Source organism: Arthrobacter sp. 10N43 (assembly GCF_056394525.1).
This window is the reverse complement of record NZ_JBFTIA010000005.1, coordinates 363,154-387,943: the sequence shown is the minus strand read 5'-3', so window position 1 is coordinate 387,943 and position 24,790 is coordinate 363,154. Positions and strand designations below refer to the sequence as shown.

At 68.1% G+C, this 24,790-nt stretch carries 24 protein-coding genes; 13 read left to right on the top strand and 11 right to left on the bottom strand.

The annotated features are described in order from the left end of the window. Positions 1-9: 9 nt before the first annotated feature. Positions 10-1,170, bottom strand: coding sequence for a galactokinase (galK, locus tag AC1DDO_RS13380; RefSeq protein WP_476972009.1), 1,161 nt, complete (start codon positions 1,168-1,170; stop codon positions 10-12). Between the two features lie 76 nt (positions 1,171-1,246). On the opposite strand from galK, the gene AC1DDO_RS13375 reads away from it, so the two are divergent. The 4 genes from AC1DDO_RS13375 (at position 1,247) to AC1DDO_RS13360 (ending at position 5,500) form a co-directional block, all read left to right on the top strand. Beyond that, positions 1,247-2,224, top strand: coding sequence for an aldose 1-epimerase family protein (locus tag AC1DDO_RS13375; RefSeq protein WP_476972008.1), 978 nt, complete (start codon positions 1,247-1,249; stop codon positions 2,222-2,224). Between the two features lie 70 nt (positions 2,225-2,294). After that, a complete protein-coding gene (locus AC1DDO_RS13370) occupies positions 2,295-3,608 on the top strand; it encodes an AI-2E family transporter (protein ID WP_476972007.1) in 1,314 nt (437 codons plus the stop codon). 21 nt (positions 3,609-3,629) lie between these two features. Next, positions 3,630-4,868, top strand: a complete 1,239-nt coding sequence (ilvA, locus tag AC1DDO_RS13365; protein ID WP_441410285.1) for a threonine ammonia-lyase — start codon at positions 3,630-3,632, stop codon at positions 4,866-4,868. A gap of 5 nt (positions 4,869-4,873) precedes the next feature. Beyond that, positions 4,874-5,500 carry a rhomboid family intramembrane serine protease gene (locus AC1DDO_RS13360; RefSeq protein ID WP_476972006.1) on the top strand — a complete coding sequence of 209 codons (627 nt, stop codon included), beginning with the start codon at positions 4,874-4,876 and terminating at the stop codon, positions 5,498-5,500. 174 nt (positions 5,501-5,674) lie between these two features. On the opposite strand, the gene greA is transcribed toward AC1DDO_RS13360, so the two are convergent. Both greA and AC1DDO_RS13350 read right to left on the bottom strand, forming a co-directional pair. Further along, positions 5,675-6,169, bottom strand: coding sequence for a transcription elongation factor GreA (gene greA / locus AC1DDO_RS13355; protein WP_441410287.1), 495 nt, complete (start codon positions 6,167-6,169; stop codon positions 5,675-5,677). Between the two features lie 237 nt (positions 6,170-6,406). Beyond that, positions 6,407-6,859, bottom strand: a complete 453-nt coding sequence (locus tag AC1DDO_RS13350; RefSeq protein WP_476972005.1) for a DUF4307 domain-containing protein — start codon at positions 6,857-6,859, stop codon at positions 6,407-6,409. A 108-nt stretch (positions 6,860-6,967) separates the two neighbouring features. Between AC1DDO_RS13350 and mca the strand changes: the two genes are divergently transcribed. The 4 genes from mca to AC1DDO_RS13330 all read left to right on the top strand — a co-directional run bounded on the left by mca (position 6,968) and on the right by AC1DDO_RS13330 (position 11,260). Further along, positions 6,968-7,873, top strand: coding sequence for a mycothiol conjugate amidase Mca (mca, locus tag AC1DDO_RS13345; protein ID WP_476972004.1), 906 nt, complete (start codon positions 6,968-6,970; stop codon positions 7,871-7,873). Between the two features lie 99 nt (positions 7,874-7,972). Further along, positions 7,973-8,305, top strand: coding sequence for a hypothetical protein (locus tag AC1DDO_RS13340; RefSeq protein WP_476972003.1), 333 nt, complete (start codon positions 7,973-7,975; stop codon positions 8,303-8,305). Further along, the gene (locus AC1DDO_RS13335) at positions 8,283-10,544 is read left to right on the top strand and encodes a thioredoxin domain-containing protein (RefSeq protein WP_476972002.1); all 2,262 of its coding nucleotides are present in this window, start codon (positions 8,283-8,285) and stop codon (positions 10,542-10,544) included. The genes AC1DDO_RS13340 and AC1DDO_RS13335 overlap by 23 nt, the downstream gene beginning before the upstream one ends. Then, positions 10,544-11,260, top strand: a complete 717-nt coding sequence (locus tag AC1DDO_RS13330) for an HAD family hydrolase (RefSeq protein WP_476972001.1) — start codon at positions 10,544-10,546, stop codon at positions 11,258-11,260. The genes AC1DDO_RS13335 and AC1DDO_RS13330 overlap by 1 nt, the downstream gene beginning before the upstream one ends. Positions 11,261-11,358: 98 nt before the next feature. Here AC1DDO_RS13330 and trhA read toward each other — a convergent pair whose 3' ends face one another. Next, positions 11,359-12,075, bottom strand: coding sequence for a PAQR family membrane homeostasis protein TrhA (gene trhA / locus AC1DDO_RS13325; RefSeq protein ID WP_476972000.1), 717 nt, complete (start codon positions 12,073-12,075; stop codon positions 11,359-11,361). Between the two features lie 154 nt (positions 12,076-12,229). Between trhA and AC1DDO_RS13320 the strand changes: the two genes are divergently transcribed. Together AC1DDO_RS13320 and AC1DDO_RS13315 are read left to right on the top strand one after the other, a co-directional pair. Beyond that, entirely contained in the window at positions 12,230-12,991 is a 762-nt protein-coding gene (locus AC1DDO_RS13320; protein ID WP_476867711.1) for an isoprenyl transferase, read from the top strand. A 234-nt stretch (positions 12,992-13,225) separates the two neighbouring features. Next, positions 13,226-14,677: a PhoH family protein gene (locus AC1DDO_RS13315; RefSeq protein ID WP_476971999.1), complete on the top strand. Its 1,452-nt coding sequence runs from the start codon at positions 13,226-13,228 to the stop codon at positions 14,675-14,677. Positions 14,678-15,227: 550 nt separating this feature from the next. Here AC1DDO_RS13315 and AC1DDO_RS13310 read toward each other — a convergent pair. Together AC1DDO_RS13310 and AC1DDO_RS13305 are read right to left on the bottom strand one after the other, a co-directional pair. Then, the gene (locus AC1DDO_RS13310) at positions 15,228-15,878 is read right to left on the bottom strand and encodes a GNAT family N-acetyltransferase (protein WP_476971998.1); all 651 of its coding nucleotides are present in this window, start codon (positions 15,876-15,878) and stop codon (positions 15,228-15,230) included. A gap of 47 nt (positions 15,879-15,925) precedes the next feature. Continuing rightward, entirely contained in the window at positions 15,926-16,756 is an 831-nt protein-coding gene (locus tag AC1DDO_RS13305) for a hypothetical protein (protein WP_476971997.1), read from the bottom strand. A 58-nt stretch (positions 16,757-16,814) separates the two neighbouring features. On the opposite strand from AC1DDO_RS13305, the gene AC1DDO_RS13300 reads away from it, so the two are divergent. Both AC1DDO_RS13300 and AC1DDO_RS13295 read left to right on the top strand, forming a co-directional pair. After that, complete coding sequence (locus tag AC1DDO_RS13300; RefSeq protein WP_476971996.1) at positions 16,815-17,372, top strand: prepilin peptidase; 558 nt, start codon at positions 16,815-16,817, stop codon at positions 17,370-17,372. A gap of 8 nt (positions 17,373-17,380) precedes the next feature. After that, positions 17,381-17,851 carry an NUDIX hydrolase gene (locus AC1DDO_RS13295; RefSeq protein WP_476971995.1) on the top strand — a complete coding sequence of 157 codons (471 nt, stop codon included), beginning with the start codon at positions 17,381-17,383 and terminating at the stop codon, positions 17,849-17,851. Between the two features lie 137 nt (positions 17,852-17,988). Here the strand turns inward: AC1DDO_RS13295 and AC1DDO_RS13290 are convergent, their stop codons facing one another. The 5 genes from AC1DDO_RS13290 to AC1DDO_RS13270 all read right to left on the bottom strand — a co-directional run bounded on the left by AC1DDO_RS13290 (position 17,989) and on the right by AC1DDO_RS13270 (position 23,484). Beyond that, positions 17,989-19,719, bottom strand: coding sequence for an MDR family MFS transporter (locus AC1DDO_RS13290; RefSeq protein WP_476867676.1), 1,731 nt, complete (start codon positions 19,717-19,719; stop codon positions 17,989-17,991). Then, complete coding sequence (locus AC1DDO_RS13285; protein WP_476867675.1) at positions 19,716-20,462, bottom strand: TetR/AcrR family transcriptional regulator; 747 nt, start codon at positions 20,460-20,462, stop codon at positions 19,716-19,718. The genes AC1DDO_RS13290 and AC1DDO_RS13285 overlap by 4 nt, the downstream gene beginning before the upstream one ends. 143 nt (positions 20,463-20,605) lie before the next feature. Continuing rightward, entirely contained in the window at positions 20,606-22,042 is a 1,437-nt protein-coding gene (locus AC1DDO_RS13280) for a class II fumarate hydratase (protein WP_476867674.1), read from the bottom strand. A 71-nt stretch (positions 22,043-22,113) separates the two neighbouring features. After that, positions 22,114-22,728, bottom strand: a complete 615-nt coding sequence (locus AC1DDO_RS13275) for a carbonic anhydrase (protein ID WP_441410302.1) — start codon at positions 22,726-22,728, stop codon at positions 22,114-22,116. A 9-nt stretch (positions 22,729-22,737) separates the two neighbouring features. Beyond that, a complete protein-coding gene (locus AC1DDO_RS13270; protein WP_476867673.1) occupies positions 22,738-23,484 on the bottom strand; it encodes a DUF4245 domain-containing protein in 747 nt (248 codons plus the stop codon). Between the two features lie 195 nt (positions 23,485-23,679). Here AC1DDO_RS13270 and glpX point away from each other — a divergent pair, with 195 nt between their 5' ends. Then, a complete protein-coding gene (gene glpX, locus AC1DDO_RS13265) occupies positions 23,680-24,702 on the top strand; it encodes a class II fructose-bisphosphatase (protein WP_441410341.1) in 1,023 nt (340 codons plus the stop codon). The last annotated feature ends 88 nt before the right edge of the window (positions 24,703-24,790 follow it).

The window sequence follows — 24,790 nt, the reverse complement described above, 5'->3', positions numbered from 1 at the left end:
ACGCCCCGGCTATGCCAGCCGCATTGCCCCTGCGGCGGGGCTGACGCTGAAGATCTCCGGCGCCGCGTACCCGGCCCGGGCAAAGGCTTGTTCGACGGCGGAACACACCTGCCGGGCCGAGGCCGCCGGGGTGAGCGCGATGGCTGAGCCGCCGAAGCCGCCGCCGGTCATGCGGGCGCCGATCGCACCCGCGCCGCGGGCCGTGTCGACGGCGAGGTCCAGTTCGGCGCAGGAGATCTCGAAGTCATCCCGCATGGAGGCGTGGGAAGCGTCCAGCAGGGGGCCGATGGCGGCCGGGCCCAGGGTGTCCAGCAGCTCCACCGTCTGCAGCACGCGGTCGTTCTCGGTGACCACGTGGCGGGCGCGGCGGAACGTCTCCGGGTCCAGGAGCCCGCTGGCCTCCTCAAGGTCCTCCAACCCGATGTCGCGCAGGGCCGCCACGCCGAGCACCTCGGCGGCGAGCTCACACGATTCCCGCCGGGCCGCGTACCCGCCGTCGGCGTGCGAATGCGACACCCGGGTGTCGATGACCAGCAGCACCAGCCCGGCGGCCTCGGCGTCGAACGGCACCAGCCGGACGCTCTGGTCCCGGCAGTCCAGGAAAACGGCATGCCCGGCCGTAGCCCGGAGCGAGGCGGACTGGTCCATGATGCCGGTGGGCGCGCCGACGAAGTCGTTCTCCGCGCGCTGCGTGGCCAGGACCATGTCTTGCGGGGAGAGGCCGGCGGCCATGAGCTCGTTCAATGCGGAAATCACGGCGCATTCGATGGCGTGGGAGGAGGACAGGCCGGCGCCGCGGGGAACATCGGAATCCAGGAGCAGGTCCACTCCGGGAATCGGGAGGCCCAGCTGTTGCAGGGCCCAGATGACCCCCAGCGGGTACTTTGTCCAGCCCCGGGCGCTGGCGCGGGCCAGGGAGCCGGTGTCTGCGGTGGTCAGCCCCTGGTTCCCAAACGTGGAGAGCATACGCACGGTGGAATCCGGCCGGACCCTGACCGCCACCCGGGCTGAGCGGTCGATTGCGAACGGCAGCACGAAGCCCTCGTTGTAGTCCGTGTGCTCGCCAATGAGGTTGACGCGTCCCGGTGCCCGCCAAACGCCGTCGGGCCGGGCGCCGAAGACCGACTCAAACCGGGCGGCGAGCCCGCTGCTGTCCAGGGACGGATTCATGGCCTGGCTCCTGCGCTGCTGGAAGTCATGGAACCAAGGTATACGGGTTGCCGGGCTCCTCTGTACGGTGGTCACCATGGACTTCTCAGTGACACCCTCGGCAGCCGGCCCCGACGACGGCGTGAATGAAACCATGCGGCGGTATGCGTCCGGGCGGCAGTACGAAATCCGGCGCGGCGACGCCCTGGCCGTCGTGACCGAACTCGCCGCCGGCCTGCGGCTCTACAGCCGCGGCGGCACGGCCCTGACGGAGACCTACGGCGACGCCGACATTTCCGCCGGTGCCACCGGGATCACGCTGGCACCGTGGGCCAACCGCGTGGAGGACGGTGTCTGGTACCTCAACGGCAAGAAGATGCAGCTGGACATCACCGAGGTCTCCCGCAACAACGCCAGCCACGGGCTGCTGCGGAACTCCTCCTACGAACTCGTGGATGAGGACCAGTTCTCCGTCACCTTGGAGGCGGCCGTTTTCCCGCAGCACGGCTACCCCTTCCTGCTGCGGCACCGCGTCCGCTACGAACTTGCGGAGGACCTGGGGCTGGTGGTGCGCCAAACCCTCATCAACGACTCCCAGGACCCTGCGCCCTTCGTGCTCGGCGCCCATCCGTACCTGCGGCTGGGCGATGTGCCCAGCGAGGACCTCACGGTGAGCGTGGACGCCCGGACCCGGCTGGTTGCCGATGACCGCCTCATCCCGCGGAGCACCGAGCCGGTGGGCGGCGAATTCGACCTGCGCGGCGGCCGGCTGGTGGGGACCTTGGACCTCGATTCGGCCTACACGGACCTGGCCTTCGACGGCGGCATTGCCCGCCACACGCTGCACTCACCGGACGGGCGGACGGTGAGCCTGTGGCAGGACGAGGGCTGCGGCTACGTCCATGTTTTCGTGACGACGGAATTTCCGGGCCGGTCGAAGGCGGTCGCGATCGAGCCGATGACCGGGCCTGCCAACGCCTTCAACAGCGGCGAGGGACTGCGCTGGCTCGCGCCGGGGGAGCAGTTCTCCATGACCTGGGGCATCTCCGCCTCGCTGACGGCCACCGCGGGCTGACGCCGACGGCTCTGAGCCCGCGCCTGGTTGCTGGTTTCCTATTAACCGCCCGCTGCGGAATTATGGGGCTATGACGCCAGCTGAGGACGCCGCACCCGCCACAAGCCCCTCCTATTCCGTTGCGGGGGCCGGTGCACGTGCCGCGGGCCGGGTGCTGACGGACAGCGAGATTGACCAGGACATTCCCTACGGGGTGCGGATCGCCGCCGCCTGGGCGTGGCGCGCCGGACTCATCCTGCTTGTGGCCGGCGGCCTGGTCTGGCTGCTCAGCCACGTCAGCTTCCTCATCATCCCGATCATGGTGGCCGCGCTCCTCTCAGGATTGCTCAGCCCTGCCGTGCGCTGGATGGCCAACCGCAGAGTGCCCAAGGGGCTCGCCGTCGCCATCACCGTTCTCGGCTTCATCGGCATCATCGTCGGTGCCCTGACCCTGGTCGGGCGCCAGCTCACGCAGGGCTTCGGCGAGCTGTGGTCCCAGGCGCTCGAGGGCGTGCAGCAGGTCCAGACCTGGCTGTCGGAAGGCCCGCTCCACCTGACCGCCGCACAGATCGACAAGTACGTCCAGGACGCCACCGCCGCACTGCAGAACAACAGCAGCAGCATCCTCAGCGGGGCCCTGACGTTCGGGAGCACCGCCGGACACTTCGCGGCCGGCCTGGTCCTGGCGCTGTTCGTGCTGATCTTCTTCCTGCTCGAGGGGGACAGGATCTGGGCCTTCCTCGTCAGGCTCATGCCCCGGAAGGCGCGCCGGGCCACGGACGGCGCGGGCCGGCGAGGCTGGGCCTCCATGGTCAGCTACGCGCGCATCCAGATGTTCGTCGCGTTCGTGGACGCCGTGGGAATCGGCGTCGGCGCCGCCATCATTGGCGTGCCGCTCGCGCTGCCGCTGGGCGTGCTGGTCTTCCTGGGTTCCTTCATCCCGGTGGTCGGTGCGCTGGTCACGGGCGCGATCGCGGTGCTGCTGGCCCTGGTCGCCAACGGGCCCGTCAACGCACTGATCATGCTGGCGATCGTGCTCGGCGTCCAGCAGCTCGAAAGCCACATCCTGCAGCCGCTCGTCATGGGCAAGGCCGTGTCCCTCCATCCGGTGGCCGTAATCCTGTCCGTCGCGGCGGGCTCCTACCTCGCCGGGATCCCCGGCGCACTGTTCTCCGTGCCGATCCTCGCCGTAGCAAACTCGTCGATTCGCTACATTGCCGGCAGAACGTGGGAACATGAGGAAGTGCTGGCAACCGCGGGGCCAGAGGGCAGCCCTGCCCTCGAACCCGGCGCCGACACCACCTTCACAGACGTCCACCTGCCGGGCGGAACCCCCGGCCGCGAGGGCGCCGCACCCACCAGCGGTGCTCCGGGCAGCGATGCCGGACGGGGCACCGACGCCTGATCCGAAGAAGGAGAACAGTTCGTGAATACCCTTGAGAGCCTGCCCGTCACGCTGGACGCTGTCCTGGAGGCGCAGAAGCTGCTCGACGGGATTATTACGCGGACGCCGGTGGAATCCTCGCGGGCCCTCGGCAGCACGGTTGGCGGCGAGGTCTTCCTCAAATGCGAAAACCTGCAGCGCGCCGGCTCCTTCAAGGTCCGCGGCGCCTATGTTCGGATGGCCAAGCTCTCCGACGCCGAAAAGAAGCGTGGCGTGGTGGCGGCCTCCGCAGGAAACCACGCCCAGGGCGTGGCCGTTGCAGCCAAGAGCCTCGGCATCAAGGCCCGGATCTACATGCCGCTCGGCGTCGCTTTGCCCAAGCTTGCGGCCACCCGCAGCCACGGCGCCGAGGTGGTGCTGCACGGCCACAACGTTGACGAGGCGCTGGCCGAAGCGAAGCGGTACGCCGACGAAAGCGGTGCCGTCTTTGTCCACCCCTTCGACGACGTCGACGTCGTCGCCGGCCAGGGGACAGTGGGGCTGGAAATCCTGGAGCAGGTCCCCGACGTCGACACCATCCTCATGGGCGTCGGCGGAGGCGGCCTCCTGGCAGGCGTTGCCGTGGCCGTGAAGGCGCGCGCCAAGGAACTGGGCCGCAACATCCGCATCATCGGCGTCCAGGCCGAGAACGCTGCCGCATACCCGCCCTCGCTCGCCGCGGACGCCCTCGTCCCGCTGAAAAAAGTGTCCACCATGGCGGACGGCATCGCCGTCGGCCGGCCCGGCCAGCTGCCGTTCAGCATCATCCGCGAACTGGTCGACGACGTCGTCACCGTCAGCGAAGACGCCCTGGCCAGGGCGCTGATCTTCCTGCTGGAGCGCGCCAAGATGGTGGTGGAACCGGCCGGAGCCGTCGGCGTCGCCGCGCTCATGGAAGGCAAGATCGAGAACCCCGGAACCGTGGCGGTGGTCCTCTCCGGAGGCAACATCGACCCCATGCTGATGCTCAAGGTGATCCAGCGCGGCCTCTCCGCCGCCGGCCGCTACATGACCGTGCGGATGATGCTCGATGACCGTCCGGGCTCGCTGGCCACGATCGCCCGGATCATTGCCGAAAACGACGCCAATGTCACCGGCCTGGACCACACCCGGGTGGGCGGCTCCATCAGCATGGGCGACGTCTCCATCACCGTCAACCTGGAAACCAAGGGCCACGAGCACTGCAGCCAGGTCCTTGCGGCACTGCGCGCCGAGGGTTTCCAGCCGATCGTGGTGCACTAGGGGCCATGGTGACGGAGGCGTCCCCGGACGGACCGCAGCGGGTGGGGGACAGCACGGCGGTACGGGCCCGCCGGGGACTGCTGGTGGTGGGTTCCTTCGTGGTGCTGCTCTACCTGATCGAGATCGTCAACACCGCCATGTTCCATTCCCTGAACCGCACCTTCGGGCTGCGGCCGCGCAGCCTGGACGGGATCCTGGACATCCTCACCTTTCCGCTGCTGCACTCCAGCCTCGCCCACCTGATGTCCAACACGCTCCCGCTGATCATCTTCGGGTTCCTGGTGTTCCTCTCCGGACGCCGGGTCTTCATCACCGCCCTGGCCGCCAGCTGGCTGGCATCCGGGCTGGTGGTGTGGCTCATCGGCGGCGCCAGCGTCACAGTCGGCGCGTCCGGCCTGGTGTTCGGGCTTTTCGCGTTCCTGCTGGTCCGTGGCTTCATCAACCGGAACTGGTGGCAGATCGTACTCTCAGTGGTGCTGTTCATGGCCTACGGCGGCATCCTGTTCGGCGTGCTGCCCACCGTGGCCAGTTTCGTCTCGTGGCAGGCGCACCTGGGCGGGGCGATCGGCGGCGTCGCAGCCGCGCTGCTGCTGAGCACCCGGCGCCCGGGGGCGCTGACCTCCGGACCCTGACCCACCGGGAAGACCGGCGGACGGTCTGCCCCGCCAAGCTGCCCAGCCAACCTGCCCGGCCAACCCGCAACGGCCAACAGGCGCAAAACACGACGCCGGCCTCCCCGCAAAGGGGAGACCGGCGTCGTGTTTCGTGAATGTGTTCCCGTGACGGAACACAGGCGCGCTGCGGTGTCAGCCGGCGTACGGCTTGGCGGAGATGATCTCCACAGTGATGTCCTTGCCGTTCGGGGCGGTGTAGCTGAGCTTGTCGCCCTCCTTGTGGCCGACGATTGCGGCGCCGAGGGGGGACTTCTCGCTGAAGACATCCAGGTCCGAGTCGCCGGCGATCTCGCGGGAGCCGAGCAGGAAGGTTTCCTCGTCGCCTGCGATCTTGGCCACGACGAGCATGCCAGGCTCCACAATGCCGTCGTCGGCCGGGGACTCGCCGACGTGGGCGTCCCGGAGAAGTGCGGTGAGCTGGCGGATGCGGGCCTCGATCTTGCCCTGCTCCTCCTTGGCCGCGTGGTAACCGCCGTTTTCCTTGAGGTCGCCCTCCTGGCGCGCGGCTTCGATCTTCTGGACGATTTCTGCCCGGCCGGGGCCGGAAAGGTGGTCCAGCTCTGCCTTCAGGCGGTCAAAAGCTTCCTGGGTAAGCCAAGCCGCAGTTGCGCTGTTGGTGGTAGACACGGACTTCTCCTTTGGTGGTCATACAAGAAAAGACCCCGCCACGGTGGCCACTTTATGACGCAGTAACCAGCTCAGCGGGGGAAAGGTATTGATCCATTGTAGTCAATCCTGTGGATAAACCAAAGAGGGCTGCGGCGTGGATCACACCGTGTTGCCGGCCGGCCGACCGGTTCGGTGCTGGTTCGGTGTTGGTTCGCTGTTGCTTGGGCGCGGCTGCTATCCGGTGGGTGCCGCGGGCTATTGTCCCGTGGCAGGAATCCAGCAGCTGTCCACGACGGCAGAGACCGCCTGGGATTCCGTGTGCAGCCGGGTGCGGTGGGCGGTGGTGCGTCCGCCGTCCGTGCCGGCGTCGGCCGCGTTCGGCCCGATGTCCACGACTTTCCAGCCGACAATCGCGAACTTGGAATCCATCGCCTTGACCGCGCATTTCGCGTCCGCGGCGGGATCCTTCGTGACCTGGAAGTCGATTTCCGTCACCGTCGCGTCAGGGGTGCTGTAGCCGACGTCCTTGAAGCTGACGCTGTTGGTGGCCGCCGACGTCGAAACCCAAGCCAGGAAGGCGATGCCCACGGCAAGGGCAGCGATCAGGATGTTGCGTTTGCCCTTGCGCGTCAGCGCGCGCTTTTGGCCACCGTAACGATTGGCTAGGCTGGTAGGTGCCGGCGCGGCAGGCTGATCCTCGGAAGTCACCAGTCCAGTTTAGTGTGGATCGGACCGGGAAGTTTCCGCGGCGGCTGAGCGCACAGATCACGCCGCACCCCAACAGAGCAGAACAGCAGAAAGAGGAGCCGTCCCACGATGACTGCATCCCCCAGCCCGTCAGCACCGCTTCGCCTGCTGGCGGTCCATGCTCATCCCGACGACGAATCCAGCAAGGGGGCCGCCACGATGGCGATGTACGCAGCCTCTGGAGTGGACGTCCTGGTGGCCACCTGCACCGACGGTTCCCGCGGCGACATCCAGAATCCCGCGATGGAGGCAGAGCCGCACCCCAAGCGCGACATGGCGGGGGCGCGGCGGCTCGAGATGGATGCCGCTGCCAAGGTCCTCGGGATCCGGCAGCGCTGGCTCGGATTCGTCGATTCCGGGCTGCCGGAGGGCGACCCCCTGCCGGCCCTCCCGGCCGGGTGCTTCGCCCTGCAGCCGCTGGAACGTGCGGCCGCGCCCCTGGTCCGGATGGTCCGGGACTTCAAACCCCACGTGATCCTCAGCTATGACGAGAACGGCGGCTATCCGCACCCGGACCACATCATGGCCCACCGGGTGGCCGTCGAAGCCTTCGCGGCGGCCGGCGATCCCGCCCGGTACCAGGGCAACGGGGAACCCTGGGAGCCCAGCAAGCTCTACTACGACCGCGCGTTCAGCCCGGACCGCTTCCGCGCCCTGCACTCCGCGCTGGAGGAAGCAGGCCTGCAGTCACCGTACGCCGAGCGCCTGGCCGCCTGGCTGGAAGCCGACGCCGAGGGGCACACCCCGCCGCCGCCGACGCACCCCACCACCACCCAGATCGAGTGCGGAGACTTCTTTGAAGCCCGGGATGATGCGCTCCGATCCCACCGCACCCAGGTGGACCCGGAGGGATTCTTCTTCGCGGTATCCGCGGCCATGCAGCGCAAGGTCTGGCCGTGGGAGGACTACTCCCTGATCGAGTCCCGGATCCCGACGGACCTGCCCGAAACGGACGTCTTTGCCGGGCTAAGATAGAGACGAAAGGGCTCTTCTATCCGGTGTAGAAAAGACGCTGCGGGACACTGCAGAATAGACACCGTAGAAAAGACACCAGTTTCCACAGAAGGTTTTCACGTGCATTCCTTGCTCATCGCCCTGGCCACAACACCGGCGCCGACCCCCACGCCGTCGCTGCGGCCGGGCCTGTCCGAGGACCAGGTCAGCCCGGGTCTGCTGGGCTTCCTGCTGACAGCCTTCATCGTGGTGCTGACCGCGCTGCTGATCGTGGACATGGTGCGGCGCATCCGCCGGGTCCGCTACCGTGCCCAGGTGGAAGCCGAGCGTGCCGACGCCGAGGACGCGGGAACGCTTGGGGCCGCGCTCCCCGCGGACGGCAGCGCATTGCCCGCGGACGGCGGGGTTTCCCGGCCGGAGGTCAACGGCGATGCGGGACCCGGAAGCCGCTGACGGCGGTTCCCCCAACAGGCTGTCCGGGGCCTCGAACGCCCTCGCGGCGGAACCCTCGGCCTACCTGCGCCAGCACGCCGGAAACCCCGTGCACTGGCAGCCGTTCGGCGACCCGGCCTTCGCCGCGGCGGCCGCCCGGGACGTGCCGGTGTTCCTCTCGATCGGCTACGCGGCCTGCCACTGGTGCCACGTCATGGCCCATGAATCCTTCGAGGACCAGGACACCGCCGACTACCTGAACGCCCACTTTGTCTCCGTCAAGGTGGACCGGGAAGAGCGCCCCGACGTCGACGCCGTCTACATGGCCGCCACCCAGGCCATCAGCGGCGAGGGCGGCTGGCCGATGTCCGTCTTCCTCCTGCCCGACGGCCGCGCCTTCCACGCCGGCACCTACTTCCCGCCCCGGCCCATGCCCGGCCGTCCGTCCTTCCGCCAGGTCCTTGAGGCCGTGAGCGAGGCCTGGGCCGAACGCCGCGGCGGCGTCGAAGCCAACGCCGCCACCCTGGCGCGCGGCATCGCTGCATCCCAGCCCGCCGCCGCCGTCCGCCTCGACGGGCCGCCCGAACCCCTGGACGCGGCGCTCCTGGGCGAAGCCGTTGCCGCACTGTCCGGTGCCGAGGACCCGGCCCACGGCGGCTTCGGCGGCGCGCCGAAGTTCCCGCCCTCGGCCGTGCTCGAGTTCCTGATCCGGCACGCGGCGGCCGTACGGCCGGCTCCCAGCGCCCCGGACACTCTCGACACCCTGGCACCGGACGCCGAAGCCGACACCGCCGCCGACACCGCCGCCGCGGCCCGGGACATGGCGGGCCGCGCCCTCGCGGCAATGTCCCGCTCGGCGTTGTTCGACCAGCTCGACGGCGGCTTCGCCCGCTATTCGGTGACCGGCGACTGGTCCGTTCCGCACTTCGAGAAAATGCTCTACGACAACGCCCAGCTGCTGCGCGCCTATGTCCACTGGGTCCGGCTGGGCGGCACCCCGGAATATCCGGCGGACGAGGCCGCAGTGACCGCCGGGCGCACCGCCGACTGGCTCCTGGCCCGGCTTGGGGTGGGGGCGAATCCGGCGACAGGCCGGTCGACAGACCCCGCCGCAGACGTGGAAGTCGTGGCCCTGGCGTCGTCCCTTGATGCGGATACGGTGGTGGACGGCGTGCACGCCGAGGGGGCCACCTACCTGTGGACCCCCGCCGGGCTGGAGGAGCTCCTGGGCCAGGAGGACGGCGCTGCCGTGGCGGACCTCATGAACGTCCGCACGCCCGGGAGCGTGGAGGCCGGCGGTTCGCCGCTGCATCCGGGCCGGGAGATCACCGGCGAAGACGCCGCCCTGTGGCAGCGGGTGCGTCCGCTGCTGGAGCAGGCGCGCAGCGGGCGGGCCCAGCCGGGCCGGGATGACAAAGTGGTGGCCGGCTGGAACGGGCTGGCCATCGCGGCGCTCGCCGACGCCGGGGCCGTCCTGGCGCGGCCGGAGCTCGTGGACGCCGCGGAACGGATCGCGGCCTATCTCGAGCGCGTGCACTGGCGCCCCGCGGCGGGCGGGCCCGGCCGGCTCATGCGCGTCTCCCACGACGGCGTGGCGCGCGGAATCGGCGGCCTGCTGGAGGACTACGCCCTGTGTGCCGAGGGGCTGTTCGCGCTCTACGGGGTCACCGGCCACACCCGCTGGTATGACCTGGCCGAAGCTGTGCTGGACGCCGCCTGCACGCGGTTCGCGGCCAACGGAATCCTGAAGGACGCGGCGGGGGAGTCCACACAGGTCACGGCCGCCCAGGGCGGCCGGGACGGCATGGACCCGTTCGACAGCGCCACCCCCAGCGGTGCCGCCGCGTTGGCCGGCGCCCTGGTGACCCACGCAGCGCTCTCCGGTTCGTCCGAACACCGCACCCTGGCGGCCAACATCCTCGCCCTGCTGGTGCCCGCGCTTGCGGCCCGGGCGCCCCGCGCGGCCGGCTGGCTGCTCGCGACCGCCCAGGCCGCGCTCGCCGGCCCCGTCGAGGCCGCCGTCACCGGCCCGGACACGCCAGAACGGGCCGCGCTGCACCGGGAGCTGCTGCTCTCGGCCAGCCCGGGACTGGTGGTTGCGGTCCAGGACGACGACGCCGCCCCACAAGTGCCGCTGCTGCGCGGCCGGGGCGCTGGCCCGGACGGCGCCCCGCAGGTGTTCCTGTGCCGCGGCATGGTCTGCGACCTGCCCACGGGTTCTGTCGAAGGAGTCCGCGAGCGGCTGGCTACGATGGCCTGATGAGAAATCAGGACGGTTTTGAGCTGGTGGTGTTCGATTGCGACGGCGTGCTGGTTGATTCCGAGGTGATCTCCATCCGGGTGGACCAGCGGGTGCTGGCCGATCTTGGCTGGGAACTGGAGCTCGACGAAATTGTGGAACGGTTTGTCGGGAAGTCCGAGGCGCACTTTGTCGCCGCCGTCGAACAGCAGCTCGGTGTGCGGCTGGCCGAGGGCTGGGACCGGGACTACGGACGCTGGTACCGGGACGCGTTTGAGCGCGAGCTCGAAGCGGTCGACGGCATCGAGGAAGCCCTGGACCGGCTGACCCTGCCGCATTGTGTCGCCTCCAGCGGCAGCCACGAAAAAATGCGCCGGACCTTGGGCAAGACCGGCCTGCTGCACCGCTTCCAGGGCCGTATCTACAGCGCCACGGAGGTTGCCAACGGCAAACCCGCACCGGACCTGTTCCTTCACGCCGCCGCGAGCCTGGACACCGCGCCGCAGCGGTGCGCCGTCGTCGAGGACAGTGCCTACGGCGTCCAGGCCGCCCGGGCCGCCGGAATGCACGTCTTCGCCTACGCCGGAGGCGTCACGCCGGCCGAACGGTTGGCGGGCACCGGGACAACAGTCTTCTCCGACATGCGGCAGCTGCCCGGGCTCATCGCGGCGGGACCGCCCGCCTGGGGCCAGACTGCCCCCAGCCGTCCCGCGCCGTCGGAATTTCCCCACCTTTGACGTCGGTGTCCGGAGTGTCGGGCAAAGCTGCCGGTGATTCCCGCCGTCGCTGCCTCAAAGGTGGGGAGAATCCGCGGCCGGCCGGCGGGCGGGCAGGGTCAGCTCAGGACCGCGATGGCAATGGCGATGTAGTGCGCGGCGAAGGCAAAGACCGTCAGGGCATGGAACAGCTCGTGGAAGCCGAAGTGCTTGTAGCTGAAGTTGGGTTTCTTCAGGGCGTAGAAGACGGCCCCGGTGATGTACAGGACGCCGCCCACGCAGATCAGCACCGCCGAGGCGGCGTTGGCCGCGAAGAACTCCGGGAGGTAGAACAGCGACCCGCAGCCCAGGGCGATGTAGATCGGCACGTAGAGCCACCGCGGGGCGTTGGTCCACAGCAGGCGGAACAGCACACCGAGGATGGCGCCTGACCAGATGACCCACAGCAGCAGTTCGGCCTGCTGCCGGTCCAGCAGGGCCCAGGCAAGGGGTGTGTAGCTTCCGGCGATCACCAGCATGATGTTCGTGTGGTCCAACCGCTTCAGCACCATCTTGACCCGCGGTGACCAGTTCCCGCGGTGATAGACGGCGCTGACGCCGAACAGCAGCACACCGGTGACGGCATAGACCGCGCAGGCGACCTTAAGGTCTGGCGGGGCCAGGATAACGAGCACCAGCCCGGCGGCCAGCGCCAACGGGGCCGTCACGGTGTGGATCCAGCCGCGCCATTTGGGCTTGATCATCAGCAGCTCGGCCAGCTTCACCGCGGCGTCGTCCACCGGGGTTCCCCGCTGCGCCGAAGGCTCCGGCCGCGGCTCCAAACTGTTGCTTTCCATGCCGCAATAATATCTTACGCACTAGTAAGTTACTGATGGGTAATAAGAGTTCCGGGCTCGTTCACAGTCGAAGCTGCGCGCGGCAGGGGCCTCCGGCGGGTACCCTAGGATGTGCACTGAACAAGGACCTCAAGGAAGCCAGGTGAAACTCCGGATGGAAATGCCCGGGTTCCTTTACGGCTTCTACGAGCGCAAGCTCCAGCGCTCCCTCGACCCGGAACGCATCCCCCGGCACGTCGGCGTCATGGTCGACGGCAACCGGCGCTGGGCCCGCCAGTTCAACGCCCCCACCAGCCAGGGACACCAGGCCGGTGCGGACAAGATCCACGAATTCCTCGGCTGGTGCCAGGAACTCGGCGTCAAGGTTGTCACCTTGTACATGCTCTCCACGGACAACATGAACCGCTCCGGTGAGGAACTGGACCTCCTGATGGGGATCATCGCGAACACCCTGGACCGGCTGGACGAGGACGCCAACATCTCGGTGCACGCCATGGGCGCCCCCGAACTGCTGCCGGACTACCTCGCCGAGCGCCTGAACAATCTCACGGCGCGCACGCCTGCGCAGGAAAAGCTGCACGTCAATGTCGCCGTCGGCTACGGCGGACGGCGGGAGATTGTCGACGCCGTCCGGGAACTGCTGCACGACGCCGTCGGCCGCGGAGCGGACATCGGCAAACTCGCCGACGACCTGACCGTGGACGACATCTCCCGGTTTCTCTACACCCGCGGCCAGCCGGACCCGGAACTCGTGATCAGGACCTCCGGAGAGCAGCGGCTGTCCGGGTTCCTCATGTGGCAAAGCGCGTACAGTGAGTTCTACTTCTGCGAGGCTTTGTGGCCGGCGTTCCGCAAGGTCGACTTCCTGCGGGCCCTGCGCGATTACGCCGGCAGGCAGCGCCGCTTCGGCGCCTGAGCCGTTCACACGGAGTTCACGAGACGGCAACAAGAATCGCCGAAAAATTATCGGACAAACCCGGCCCCGGAGACGTACGTTTATCCCATCGGCGGGCAATTCGCCGGCCGATCGGGGAGGCCAGTACATGGAGCGGATTTTCGCACCGGGTGTATGGGAGGCCGCGTCCGGCCTCCAGGCCGAGCCGCCTCACCAATAACAAATCCGGGCATTTGCCCCGGGGCTGGAGTCGATGTGGCTATTTCTGAGCAACTGCCCGACGTTATTTCCGATCAGGGAGATCAGGGACAGAAAGCTACCTCTCGCGCCAAGCGAGCCACCTCAAAGACCGGTGCGGCACGTAAAGATGCTGCGGCCGGTCTTGCTGTTTCCGGGGAAGGAACAGGGAATCGGGGCACGGCCCGCAGCTTCGTGATCGATACCTCCGTGCTGCTCTCCGATCCGCGGGCCCTCCTGCGTTTCGCCGAGCACGAAGTCATCCTGCCAATCGTCGTCATCACCGAGCTCGAAGGAAAACGCCACGACCCGGAACTGGGTTACTTTGCGCGCAAGGCCCTTCGGCTGCTGGATGACCTGCGGCTCGAGCACGGCGGCCTGGACCGCCCCATCCCGCTAGGCCCCGACGGCGGCACGCTCATGGTGGAGCTGAACCACATCTCCGCCGAGGTGCTGCCCGCCGGCTTCCGCGGGGCGGACAACGACAGCCGCATCCTGGCCGTGGCCAAGAACCTGGCCAACGAGGGCCGCGACGTCACGGTGGTGTCCAAGGACCTGCCGATGCGCGTCAAAGCCTCGGCCATGGGGCTGCTGGCCGACGAATACCGCAATGAACTCGTCAAGGACTCCGGCTGGACCGGCGTGGCCGAGCTCGACGCGGGCGAGGACCAGGTCGCGACCCTGTACGGGCACGAGCCGGTCTTCATCCCGGCCGCGGCCGAGATGCCCACGAACACCGGGCTGGTGCTGCTTTCCAGCCGGGGCTCGGCCCTCGGACGGGTAGGGGCGGACAAGCAGGTGCGGCTCGTCAAGGGGGACCGCGACGTCTTCGGACTCCACGGACGCTCGGCCGAGCAGCGGCTGGCCATCGACCTCCTGATGGACCCGTCGGTCGGCATCGTGTCCCTGGGCGGCCGGGCCGGAACGGGCAAGTCCGCGCTGGCACTGTGTGCAGGCCTGGAGGCCGTGCTGGAGCGCCGGGAACACCGCAAGGTGATCGTGTTCCGTCCCCTCTACGCGGTGGGCGGCCAGGAACTGGGCTACCTGCCCGGGTCCGAGGCGGAAAAGATGAACCCGTGGGCGCAGGCCGTCTTTGACACCCTGGGCGCGCTGGTCAGCCAGGAAGTCGTGGAGGAAGTGATGGACCGCGGCATGCTGGAGGTCATGCCGCTGACGCACATCCGAGGACGCTCGCTGCACGACGCCTTCGTGATCGTCGACGAGGCGCAGTCGCTGGAGAAGAATGTGCTGCTGACGGTGATGAGCCGGATCGGCCAGAACTCGAAGATTGTCCTCACGCACGACGTTGCCCAGCGGGACAACCTGCGGGTCGGACGGCACGACGGCGTGGCTGCCGTCGTCGAGACGCTCAAGGGGCACCCGCTGTTCGGCCACGTCACGCTCACCCGCTCGGAGCGCTCGCCGATCGCGGCCCTGGTGACGGAGCTGCTGGAGGGGGCGGAGATCTAGGCTCGCCCTTGGGGCCGTGGTCCGGTTACCGGACCACGGCCCTTCGCCGTTGTTGGGTGCCTTATTTGACGTGCTGTGGTTGCCGGTGCCGTGGTTGGGTTCGCCGGGACGCGGCCTTTCGCCGTCGCTTAGACACGGCGCATGGGGACCCGCTGCGGTCGCTGGGCGACCTCCGGGGTCCGATGCGCCGCGATGCGCTCCTTTACGAAAGACCGCGTCCCGGCGAGTGCGGCAGTCTACTTTTCGAATGGGGAGCATCCCGGCTTGGTGAGCCTCCCACCTTCGCGGGGTTGCGGTGTTCCGCTAAGGAGCGCATCGCCGACCAAAGCGAAGCGAAGGTCGCCCAGCGACCGCAGCGTAGCGGCGGGAGGTGTCTAAGCGACGGCGGGGCGCCGCAGCACCGCAAACCCAACCACGGCACACAGCGAAGGGGCGGTGTCTCTGGGATGGCGGGGCGCCGCAGCACCGCAAACCCAACCACGGCACACAGCGAAGGGGCGGTGTCTATGGGATGGCGGGGCGCGGTAGCACCGCTGCGGAGCCGTTGTTACTATTTCTGGATGCCCAGGTACTTCGCTGTTGCTTCGTGGCCCTTTACCTGCAGATTCCAGTCGGGGCGTTTGAAGGTTGCTGGGGTGAGGCGGACGTTTTGGACGTCCTGGGCCTTGCCGCCCCAGGCGGCGCGGGTGACGCCGTTGAGCTCGTAGCCGAGGGAGCGTGAGACGCCCAGGGACTGCTGGTTCCAGGCGGCCGCCTCGGATTCCGCCACTTCCGCGCCGAGCCAGTCGAAGGCATAGAGGGCGACGGCGGCCCGCATTTCCTTGCCGAGGCCGCGGCCCTGGACGCTCTGGCGGAGCCAGGAGCCCGTGGTGACCGTCTTGAGGGTGGCGAAGTTCTTGGCCGCGATGTCCTGGCAGCCCCCGAAGTCGCCGTTGTGCCAGATGCCGAGCAGGAGGGTCCAGTCCTCGGGGCTCATAGTGCCGCGGCACCGCCAGTACCACTGGGCCATGTTGGTCCCGAGCTCGTGGGCCGGGGCTTCGGTCCAGGGGTTGCTGAACGGGTTCCGGCCCGGCTCGTGCACGCCGCTCAGGGCGGCCTGAACCGCGGCGGGGATCTCCTCGTCGCGGATGGGGCGCAGCTCTAGGTGCGGCGTGGTGAGGGTCAGGCCGAAAGGGGGCCAATAGCCGGCGGGTTCAGTCATCGGGGAAGCCTAACGGTGCCGGCGCGCGGATGCCAGTCACAGGCCGGCTACTCGGCGGGAACGTCCCAGCTGATGTGGCGCCGGACGTCTGTGAGGTTCATCGATTCGGCCAGGAACAGGTCATCGAGCATGTATTCATCGACGCCCAGGATCCTGAGCCAGTGGCCGTAGCCGTCCTGCGCGTTGCCGCCTCCGGGCGCGTCCAGCCAGCGGCTCGCGACGCAGACGCCCGTGCCGGAGTCGATCCTCAGAAGCGTGTGTCCGGGCCTGCACAGCGGGGCCACGGGATCGGCGGGGCGGTATGAAAGGTTCGGGCTGACCGTGGTTTCCAGGGCGGGCCGGCCCTCGTGGTCAACCTCAGTGATGGGCCCGAGCTCCACAGCGTTCGAATTGGGGAACTCCAACGGAACGGGTGAGTTCCCCGCTAGCTCGACGGGGTCCAGGACGGCGGCGAAGCGGCCGTTGCCGAACGAGGGCTCGCCGTAGGCTGCCTCCGGGCGGCGGCGGACCAGCCCGTCGTCGTCGTACACCGGGGTGACCAGATGCGGCGGCAGGAGCCAGGTCTTCCGCGTGGAACTGACATATTGACCGCCGCGGGAATCATTGATGCCGGTGGTGCTGCCGATCACGAGGCCGCCGGCGGTCTCCAGCCGCAGGGCACCGGGCCTGCGCAGCCACCCTCGGACGAGGTCGTCGGGAGAGGGCACGGCCGTCAGGGAGCCCGCCGAAGCCGCGAGGGGCCGGTCGAGGTACTCGAACCTCAGCGACTGCCACTTCCAGGGTGAGGACCGGCACAGGTCCCGGAAGGCCGACGCCTGGTCCCCCGGGCCGCGGGGCGCGGCCGCTCCGTTCCGGTCCCTACTGTCCCATGCGGCCATATCCACAGTTTACGCGCGGGGACCGCCGGGCCCGACGAATATCCAGTAGCATCCGAGAGTGATCGAACGACTCGGCACCCTGGGCGCCGCCAGCCCTTTGGCCTTCTGGCTCGCCCTTGCCGCGTGCGCCTATTTCGCCGTGATGGCCGTCCGGCTCACCGTCATTGACGTCCGGCACCACCTGCTGCCGGACCGGATTGTGTTTCCTTCCTATGCGATCGCCGGAGTTCTCCTGCTGGGTGCGGCCGCCAGCCTGCTTCTTCCCGGCGGGCAGGACATGGCCGGCACGGCGGACGCCGGGGCGTTCGGAGTCCCGGGGCTGCGTGTCCTCGCCGGCGGGGCGGCACTCTGGCTCTTCTATTTCCTCCTGCACGCGGTGTATCCGCCGGGAATGGGATTCGGCGATGTGAAGCTTGCCGGCGTCCTGGGGATGTACCTGGGGTTTCTCGGCTGGGAGCACGTTCTGGCCGGGACCCTGGCGGCGTTCGTCCTGGGCGGCCTGTGGAGTGTCGGAATGCTCGCCGCACGCCGCGGCACGCTCCAGTCGGCCATTCCCTTCGGACCGTTCATGCTGGCCGGCACGGCGGCCGCCATGCTGCTGATTCCGGCCGGTTAGGCTGACGCATGGCCACCCCGGATTTCATCCTGAGACTGCGCGAGAAGATCGGACACGAACCCCTCTGGTTGCCCGGCGTCAGGGGAGTGGTGTTCGACGACGCCGGCAGGGTCCTGCTCGGCCAGCGGGCCGACAACGGACAATGGGGCCTGATTACCGGGATCCTGGAACCGGGCGAGGACCCCGCTCCGGGGCTGTTGCGGGAGATCTTCGAAGAGACCGGCGTCGTGGCCGAGGTGCAGCGGCTGGTCTCGGTGGACGCCGTGGGTCCCACCCGCTATCCCAACGGCGACGTCTGCCACTTCCTGACATTGGTGTTCCGCTGCCGCTTTGTCTCGGGAGAGGCCCGGGTCAATGACGATGAATCCCTCGACGTCGGATGGTTCCATCCGGAGGACATCCCAGACCTTATGCCCGGGCATCTGGAGATGATCCGGCAGGCCACCGACCCCGCCGGCGAGGTCCACTACCGTCGCTGACCGGGCCCCGCCTGCTGACCGGACGCCCGCCTGCTGACCGGCGCTGACCGGCCGGGAACGCAGCAGGGGCGCCGCAACCCCCAAGACTGCGGCGCCCCTGCAGGCATTGACTGTCGGCAGACGCCAACTACGGACGATCAGCCCCGCAGACGGGTGAGTTCCTCGCCGTGCGTGTGGCCTTCGGTCCCGGGGTTGTCGGTGCCGGGCTCGTCCCTACTGGGTTCCCCGTCATTGCTGTCCGCGCCGTCGGCGGCGTTGCGGGCCGCCGCCCGTTCCGCCTCGAGCCGCTCGGCCTCCTCGCCGCCTACCGCTTCGCCGCGGGCCACCATTCCAGCGGTGTCCGAGAGCGGAATCTGCTTGAGGGTCAGTGCCAGGATCAGGGCGATGCCCAGGAACGGCAACAGGTACCAGAAGACCGGGGCGAGTGAATCCGCGTAGGCGTTGACGATCGCGTCCTTGAGCTGTGCCGGGAGCTGGCTGAGCATCTGCGGGTCCATGGTCCTAGTGGACTGCGACGCCTGCTCGGCGGATGCCCCGGCGCCGGTGAAGGCGTTGGTGAGGGATTCGGCGAGCCGGGTAGTGAAGATGGAGCCGAACACGGCGACGCCGAGGGACGCGCCAACCTCACGGAAGTAGTTGTTGGTGCTCGTCGCCGTCCCGATCTGGTCCGCCGGCACCGAGTTCTGCACCACCAGGACAATCACCTGCATGATCGAGCCAAGTCCGGCGCCGAAGATGAACAGCTGCACGCAGATGACCCAAATGGGGGTGGCGGCCGTGAGCGTGGTCAGCCACAGCATTGCCGCAATGGTCAGGGTGGCCCCGAGGACCGGGAACATCTTGTACTTGCCGGTCTTGGAGATCCGGATGCCGGAGAAGATGGCCATCCCCATGAGCCCCACCATCATGGGGAGCATCAGCAGGCCGGATTCCGCGGCGGAAGTTCCGGAGGACATCTGCAGGAACGTCGGGACGAACGCGATCGCGGCGAACATGCCCAGGCCCAGGGTGAAGCCGATGGCCGTGGAGTTCACGAAGATGCGGTTCTTGAACAGGCTCAGCGGAATGATGGGGTCCTCGGCCCGGCGCTCCACCAGGACGAAGGCGGCAGCGGCGAGCACCAGACCGGCGCCGAAGGCCCACGTCAGCGGCGAATCCCAGCCCTCGTCCTTCTTGCCGCCGAAGTCGGTGAAGAAAATCAGGCAGGTGGTGGCGGCGGAGAGCAGCAGCACACCGAGGATGTCGATGCGCTTCTCGGCCTTCTTGTTCGGCAGCGTCAGGGTGAACCAGGCAATGGTGAACGCGGCGATGCCGATCGGGATGTTGATGTAGAAGGCCCATTCCCAGGTCAGGTGGTCCACGAAGAAGCCGCCCAGCAGGGGTCCGGCGACGGCGGAGAGGCCGAAGATGGCGCCCAGCGGACCCATGTACTTGCCGCGTTCCTTGGCCGGAACGATGTCGGCGATGATGGCCTGGGACAGGATCATCAGGCCGCCGCCGCCCAGGCCCTGGATGGCGCGGAAGATCACGAAGCCCCAGAAGTCCGTGGCGAGGGCGCAGCCGACGGACGCGAGGGTGAAGAGTCCGATGGCGACCAGGAACAGGTTCCGGCGCCCCAGGATGTCGCCGAACTTTCCGTAAATCGGCATGACGATGGTGGTGGCCAGCAGGTAGGCAGTGGTGATCCAGGCCTGGTGTTCCACGCCGCCGAGTTTGCCGACGATCGTGGGCATGGCAGTGGAAACGATGGTCTGGTCGAGGCTGGAGAGGAGCATGCCCGCGATGAGGGCGGAGAAGATGATCCAGATGCGTTTCTGGGTCAGCAGCAGCGGCTCGGCTGCTGGTTTGGTGCTGACGGCGGCGCTCATTGCGCTCCTTCGGAGGAGATGGGCTGGACGGTATTGGAGGGGACGCTGTCGGAGAGAACGCCGTCGGAGGGGACGGCGTCCGTTGGGGACAGGTCGAAGTGGGACGGGTCGAACGGGAGGGAGAACAGCGCGCGGGCGGCGGAGATGTTTTCGATCAACATGTCCTTGTACGGCCGGGTGTTGCCTTCGGAGAAGTAGTCGGCGCTGGTCCTCCTGGCGATGTTTCCCAGGACCACCACGGCCATGCGGACCACGGGATGGTCGGCGGTAACGCCTTCCCTGGCCGCGAGCAGGAGGGCGAACTCGGCCTCGCGTTCCTCTGAGGCGCCGATGATCCGGAGCATCAACTGGGGCTCTTTCTTGATCACCCCGATCAGCTGGCGCGTCTCCTCTTCGGAGCCGCTCATCCGTTCGGCCAGGTCGAGGGAGAGACGGACGAGGTCGGCGAGCAGGGAAGCCGATATTTCGCCGGGCGGTGAGCCCGCACCGCCCGCCATGAACCGCGCCACGACTTCTTCGGGGAAGTCGTCGTCGACGTGGCCGAGGATCGCATCTTCCTTCGCCGGGAAGTAGTTGAAGAAGGTCCGGCGGGAGATGCCGGCGCGCTCGCAGACTTCCTCCACGGTGTAGCCGTTGAGGCCGCGTTCGGCGGTGAGGGAACGGGCGACGGCGGTGATGGCCGCCCGGGTTGCGGCCCGTTTGCGCTCGCGGTGGCCGCCCGCATTAGTTGCACTGTTTCCCATAGAGTGTATTTTTGCACTTAATTACAGATAGTGCAAAAGATGGTCCGGGGGGCGTGACCCATGGCCTGCACCGGCACCCACTGGAAGGCGCCGGCCGCCGTCGCTGGTTGCCGGTGTGACCCGTTCCCGGGCCGGGTGTGCTGCTAGGCCTTGTGCGGCGGACGCGTCATGGACATGACGTCCAGGGCTGTGTCCAGCTGCTCCTCGGTCAGTTCGCCGCGCTCCAGGAAGCCCATGGCCACGACGGTTTCTCGGATGGTCAGGCCCTCGGCCACGGCCTTCTTGGCGATCTTGGCGGCGTTCTCGTAGCCGATGAACTTGTTCAGCGGGGTCACGATGGACGGCGAGGCCTCGGCCAGGAAGCGGGCACGTTCGACGTTCGCGGTGATGCCGTCGATCATCTTGTCGGCCATGACGCGGCTGGTGTTGGCCAGCAGGCGCACGGACTCGAGCAGGTTGGCGGCCATGACGGGGATGCCGACATTGAGTTCGAACGCGCCGTTGGTGCCGGACCAGGCGATGGCGGTGTCGTTGCCGATGACCTGGGCGCACACCATGATGGAGGCTTCGCAGATGACCGGGTTGACCTTGCCGGGCATGATCGAGGAGCCCGGCTGCAGGTCCGGGATGGCGATTTCGCCGAGGCCGGTGTTGGGCCCGGATCCCATCCAGCGCAGGTCGTTGTTGATCTTCATGAAGGAGATCGCGATGTTGCGCAGCTGGCTGGAGGCCTCGATCAGGCCGTCACGGTTGGCCTGGGCCTCGAAGTGGTCGCGGGCCTCGGTCAGCGGCAGGCCGGTGTCGGCGGCGAGGAGTTCGATCACGCGTTCGGGGAATCCCGCCGGGGTGTTGATGCCGGTGCCGACGGCCGTGCCGCCCAGGGGTACTTCGGCGACGCGGGGGAGGGAGGCATTGATGCGTTCGATGCCGTAGCGGACCTGCGCGGCGTAGCCGCCGAACTCCTGGCCCAGCGTGACGGGGGTGGCGTCCATGAGGTGCGTGCGTCCGGACTTCACGACGTCCTTGAACTCGACGGCTTTGCGCTCCAGCGACTCTGCCAGGTAGCCGAGGGCCGGGATCAGGTCGTTGATCAGGGCGGAGGTCGCGGCCACGTGCACGGAGGTCGGGAAGACGTCGTTGGAGGACTGCGAGGCGTTGACGTGGTCGTTCGGGTGGACCACCTTGTCGCTGCCGCCGGCCTTGAGGGCGCGGGAGGCAAGCTCGGCGAGGACCTCGTTGGTGTTCATGTTCGAGGACGTGCCGGAGCCGGTCTGGAAGACATCGATCGGGAAGTCGCCGTCGTACTTGCCGGCCGCAACCTCGTCGGCGGCGTCGGCGATCGCCTGGGCGAGCTCGCCGTCGAGCACCCCCAGTTCGGCGTTCGCCTGGGCGGCGGCCTTCTTCACCCGTGCCAGGGCTTCGATGTGGGCGCGTTCCAGGGTCTTGCCGGAGATCGGGAAGTTCTCGACTGCCCGCTGCGTCTGCGCGCGGTACAGGGCGTTCACGGGAACGCGGACTTCGCCCATCGTGTCGTGTTCAATGCGGAACTCTTCGGTGTTCAACTCATCTGTGGAAGTCATGGGGCTAGCTTATTGGGAGTGGGAGTCCCATCGAAAACCGGGATCTGTCCACAGGGGCCGGGTGCCTGGGTTTAGAGCCGTCCGATGCTGGAGACGAGGTCGGCCCGGCCGTCGGCAAGGCTGTAGGCGAGGCCCACCACGGCGGTGCGGCCGCTGTCGACGGCGCCCGAAATCACCCGGGAGCTGTCCACCAGCCGCTGCGAGGTCTGCTTGACGTTTTCGATCACCATGTCGTTGATGTCGGTCTGATTGTTACGCAGCGAGGTCAGCACTGACGGGGTGATCCGCTCCACCAGGCTGCGGATGAATCCCGCCGGCATCTGGCCGGTTTCCACGGCGGCCTTGGTGGCGGTGACGGCGCCGCAACGGTCGTGCCCCAGGACGACGATCAGCGGGACGTCCAGTTCGCTGACGCTGTATTCCAGCGAGCCGAGCACGGCGTCGTCGATCACCTGGCCGGCGGTGCGGACGACGAAGGCGTCCCCGAGGCCGAGGTCGAAGATGATCTCGGCGGCAAGGCGGGAGTCGGAGCAGCCGAAGATGACGGCGAAGGGGTGCTGGTTTTCTACCAGTGACGAGCGCCTCGACGCGTCCTGGTTGGGGTGTGAGGACGTGCCGGCGACAAAGCGCTTGTTGCCGTCACGGAGACGCTGCCAGGCGAGTTCGGGTGTCAGGTAAGTAGCCACGTGGCTACTTTACGGTGAAGGGCTGGCCGAAGGGGAAACTGTTGCGCCCGGTGTGGGCGCCGCGGTGCCGGACGGTGCCACGGCGGGAGGGTTGCTTTCCAGCGATTTCACGACGGCGGCCGCCAGGGTGGTGAACTCATCCAGCGTCGCGGATCCGGACAGGATGACGGTGGTGCCGCGATCGGAAAGCACCATGGACTTCTCGCCCTTGCCGGTGTCGCGCAGCTCCCAGTCGCGGCCGCCGGCGTTGCGGGTTCCGGTTACGGGCGCGTTCTTGGTCTGCTGCAAGAGCCAGGTCGGGTTGGCCTGGCGGGTCTGCACGAGGCCAATGAAGGACTCCTTGGGCGTCAGGTAACCGACCTCCCAGGTCGGGACGCCGCTGCCGGCGCCGGATTCCCAGCGGGCGTAGTTGGCACGAAATGTGTCGCCGGTATCGGCCGTCACGGGTGTGAATCCCGCCACATCCGTGGCGTTGTGCGCAATGGAGCTGACGTTGATGTCCGGCCGGTAGCCATCGGACTTCGGCGAGGGGTTCATGAGGACGATCGGAAGGAACGCGGCGATGCTCACCACCAGGGCGATGATCATGCCCATCACGGAGGCGTTGGCGCGTTTGGCCGCCGCGGCGGCGATGACGGGCTTCGCCGCAGGCTGCGCGGAAGCGTCCGGGCCGGCTGCGGGGGCGCTGCCAGCCGGAGAACCGGGGGCGGCGGGGGCGGTGTCCTGCTTTTCACTCACCCTTCTATAGTCGCCCATGTCCGGTCCGATCTCACATTCGCTGCCTTGCCGGCCGCCCGGAGGTGAAGTGCGTCACGCGCGGGTCATCCCATGACCTGAGGAGCCCGCCCCGACTATGATCAATATCAGACGAATCACCGCGACGGATCGATCCTGGCCGTACGGGTTCAACGACCGCCACTCGAAGAAGAGGTTCACGTGACACCAGCGCCCATGTCCCAGAAGTACTCCACACTTTCCCCCTCGCTCGCAGTCGGGATCGACGAGCCTGACCGCAACCTCGCACTGGAACTTGTCCGCGTCACCGAGGCCGCGGCCATCGCCGGTGGCCACTGGGTGGGCTTCGGCGACAAGAACAAGGCCGATGGCGCCGCCGTGGATGCCATGCGCTCGTTCCTGCAGACCGTCCACTTCAACGGCGTCGTGGTCATCGGCGAGGGCGAGAAGGACGAAGCCCCGATGCTGTTCAACGGTGAGCGCGTGGGTGACGGCACCGGCCCCGAGTGTGACGTCGCCGTCGACCCCATCGACGGAACCCGCCTGACCGCCCTGGGCATCAACAACGCCCTGGCCGTGCTGGCCGTGGCCGAACGCGGCTCCATGTTCGATCCCTCCGCCGTGTTCTACATGGAGAAGCTGGTCACCGGCCCCGAAGCGGCCGACATGGTGGACCTGCGCCTGCCGGTCAAGCAGAACCTGCACCTGATCGCCAAGGCCAAGGGCGTCAAGGTCAACCAGCTCAATGTCATGATCCTGGACCGCGACCGGCACCGCCCCCTTGTCGAGGAAATCCGCGAAGCCGGCGCCCGCACGAAGTTCATCATGGACGGCGACGTCGCAGGGGCCATCGCCGCCGCGCGCGCCGGCACCGGCGTGGACGCCCTGATGGGCATCGGCGGAACCCCGGAGGGCATCGTCGCCGCCTGCGCCATCAAGTCCCTCGGCGGCGTCATCCAGGGCCGGCTGTGGCCCACGAGCGACGAAGAGAAGCAGAAGGCGATCGACGCCGGCCACGATCTGGAGCGCGTGCTCTCGACCAACGACCTCGTCTCCAGCGACAACTGCTACTTCGCCGCCACCGGCATCACGGACGGTGACCTCCTCCGGGGTGTCCGCTACTCCAAGGACAAGGTCCTCACCCAGTCCATCGTGATGCGCTCCAAGTCCGGCACCATCCGCTTTGTCGACGGCGAGCACCAGGCCAGCAAGTGGGAGGGCTACGCCCGCAAGAGCTAGCACCCGCACCACTGAACTGCACAGCGAATCCCGGGCCGCCTCCGCGTCCCGGGATTCGTCGTCTTAATCCCGATGCCTGATGCCGTGT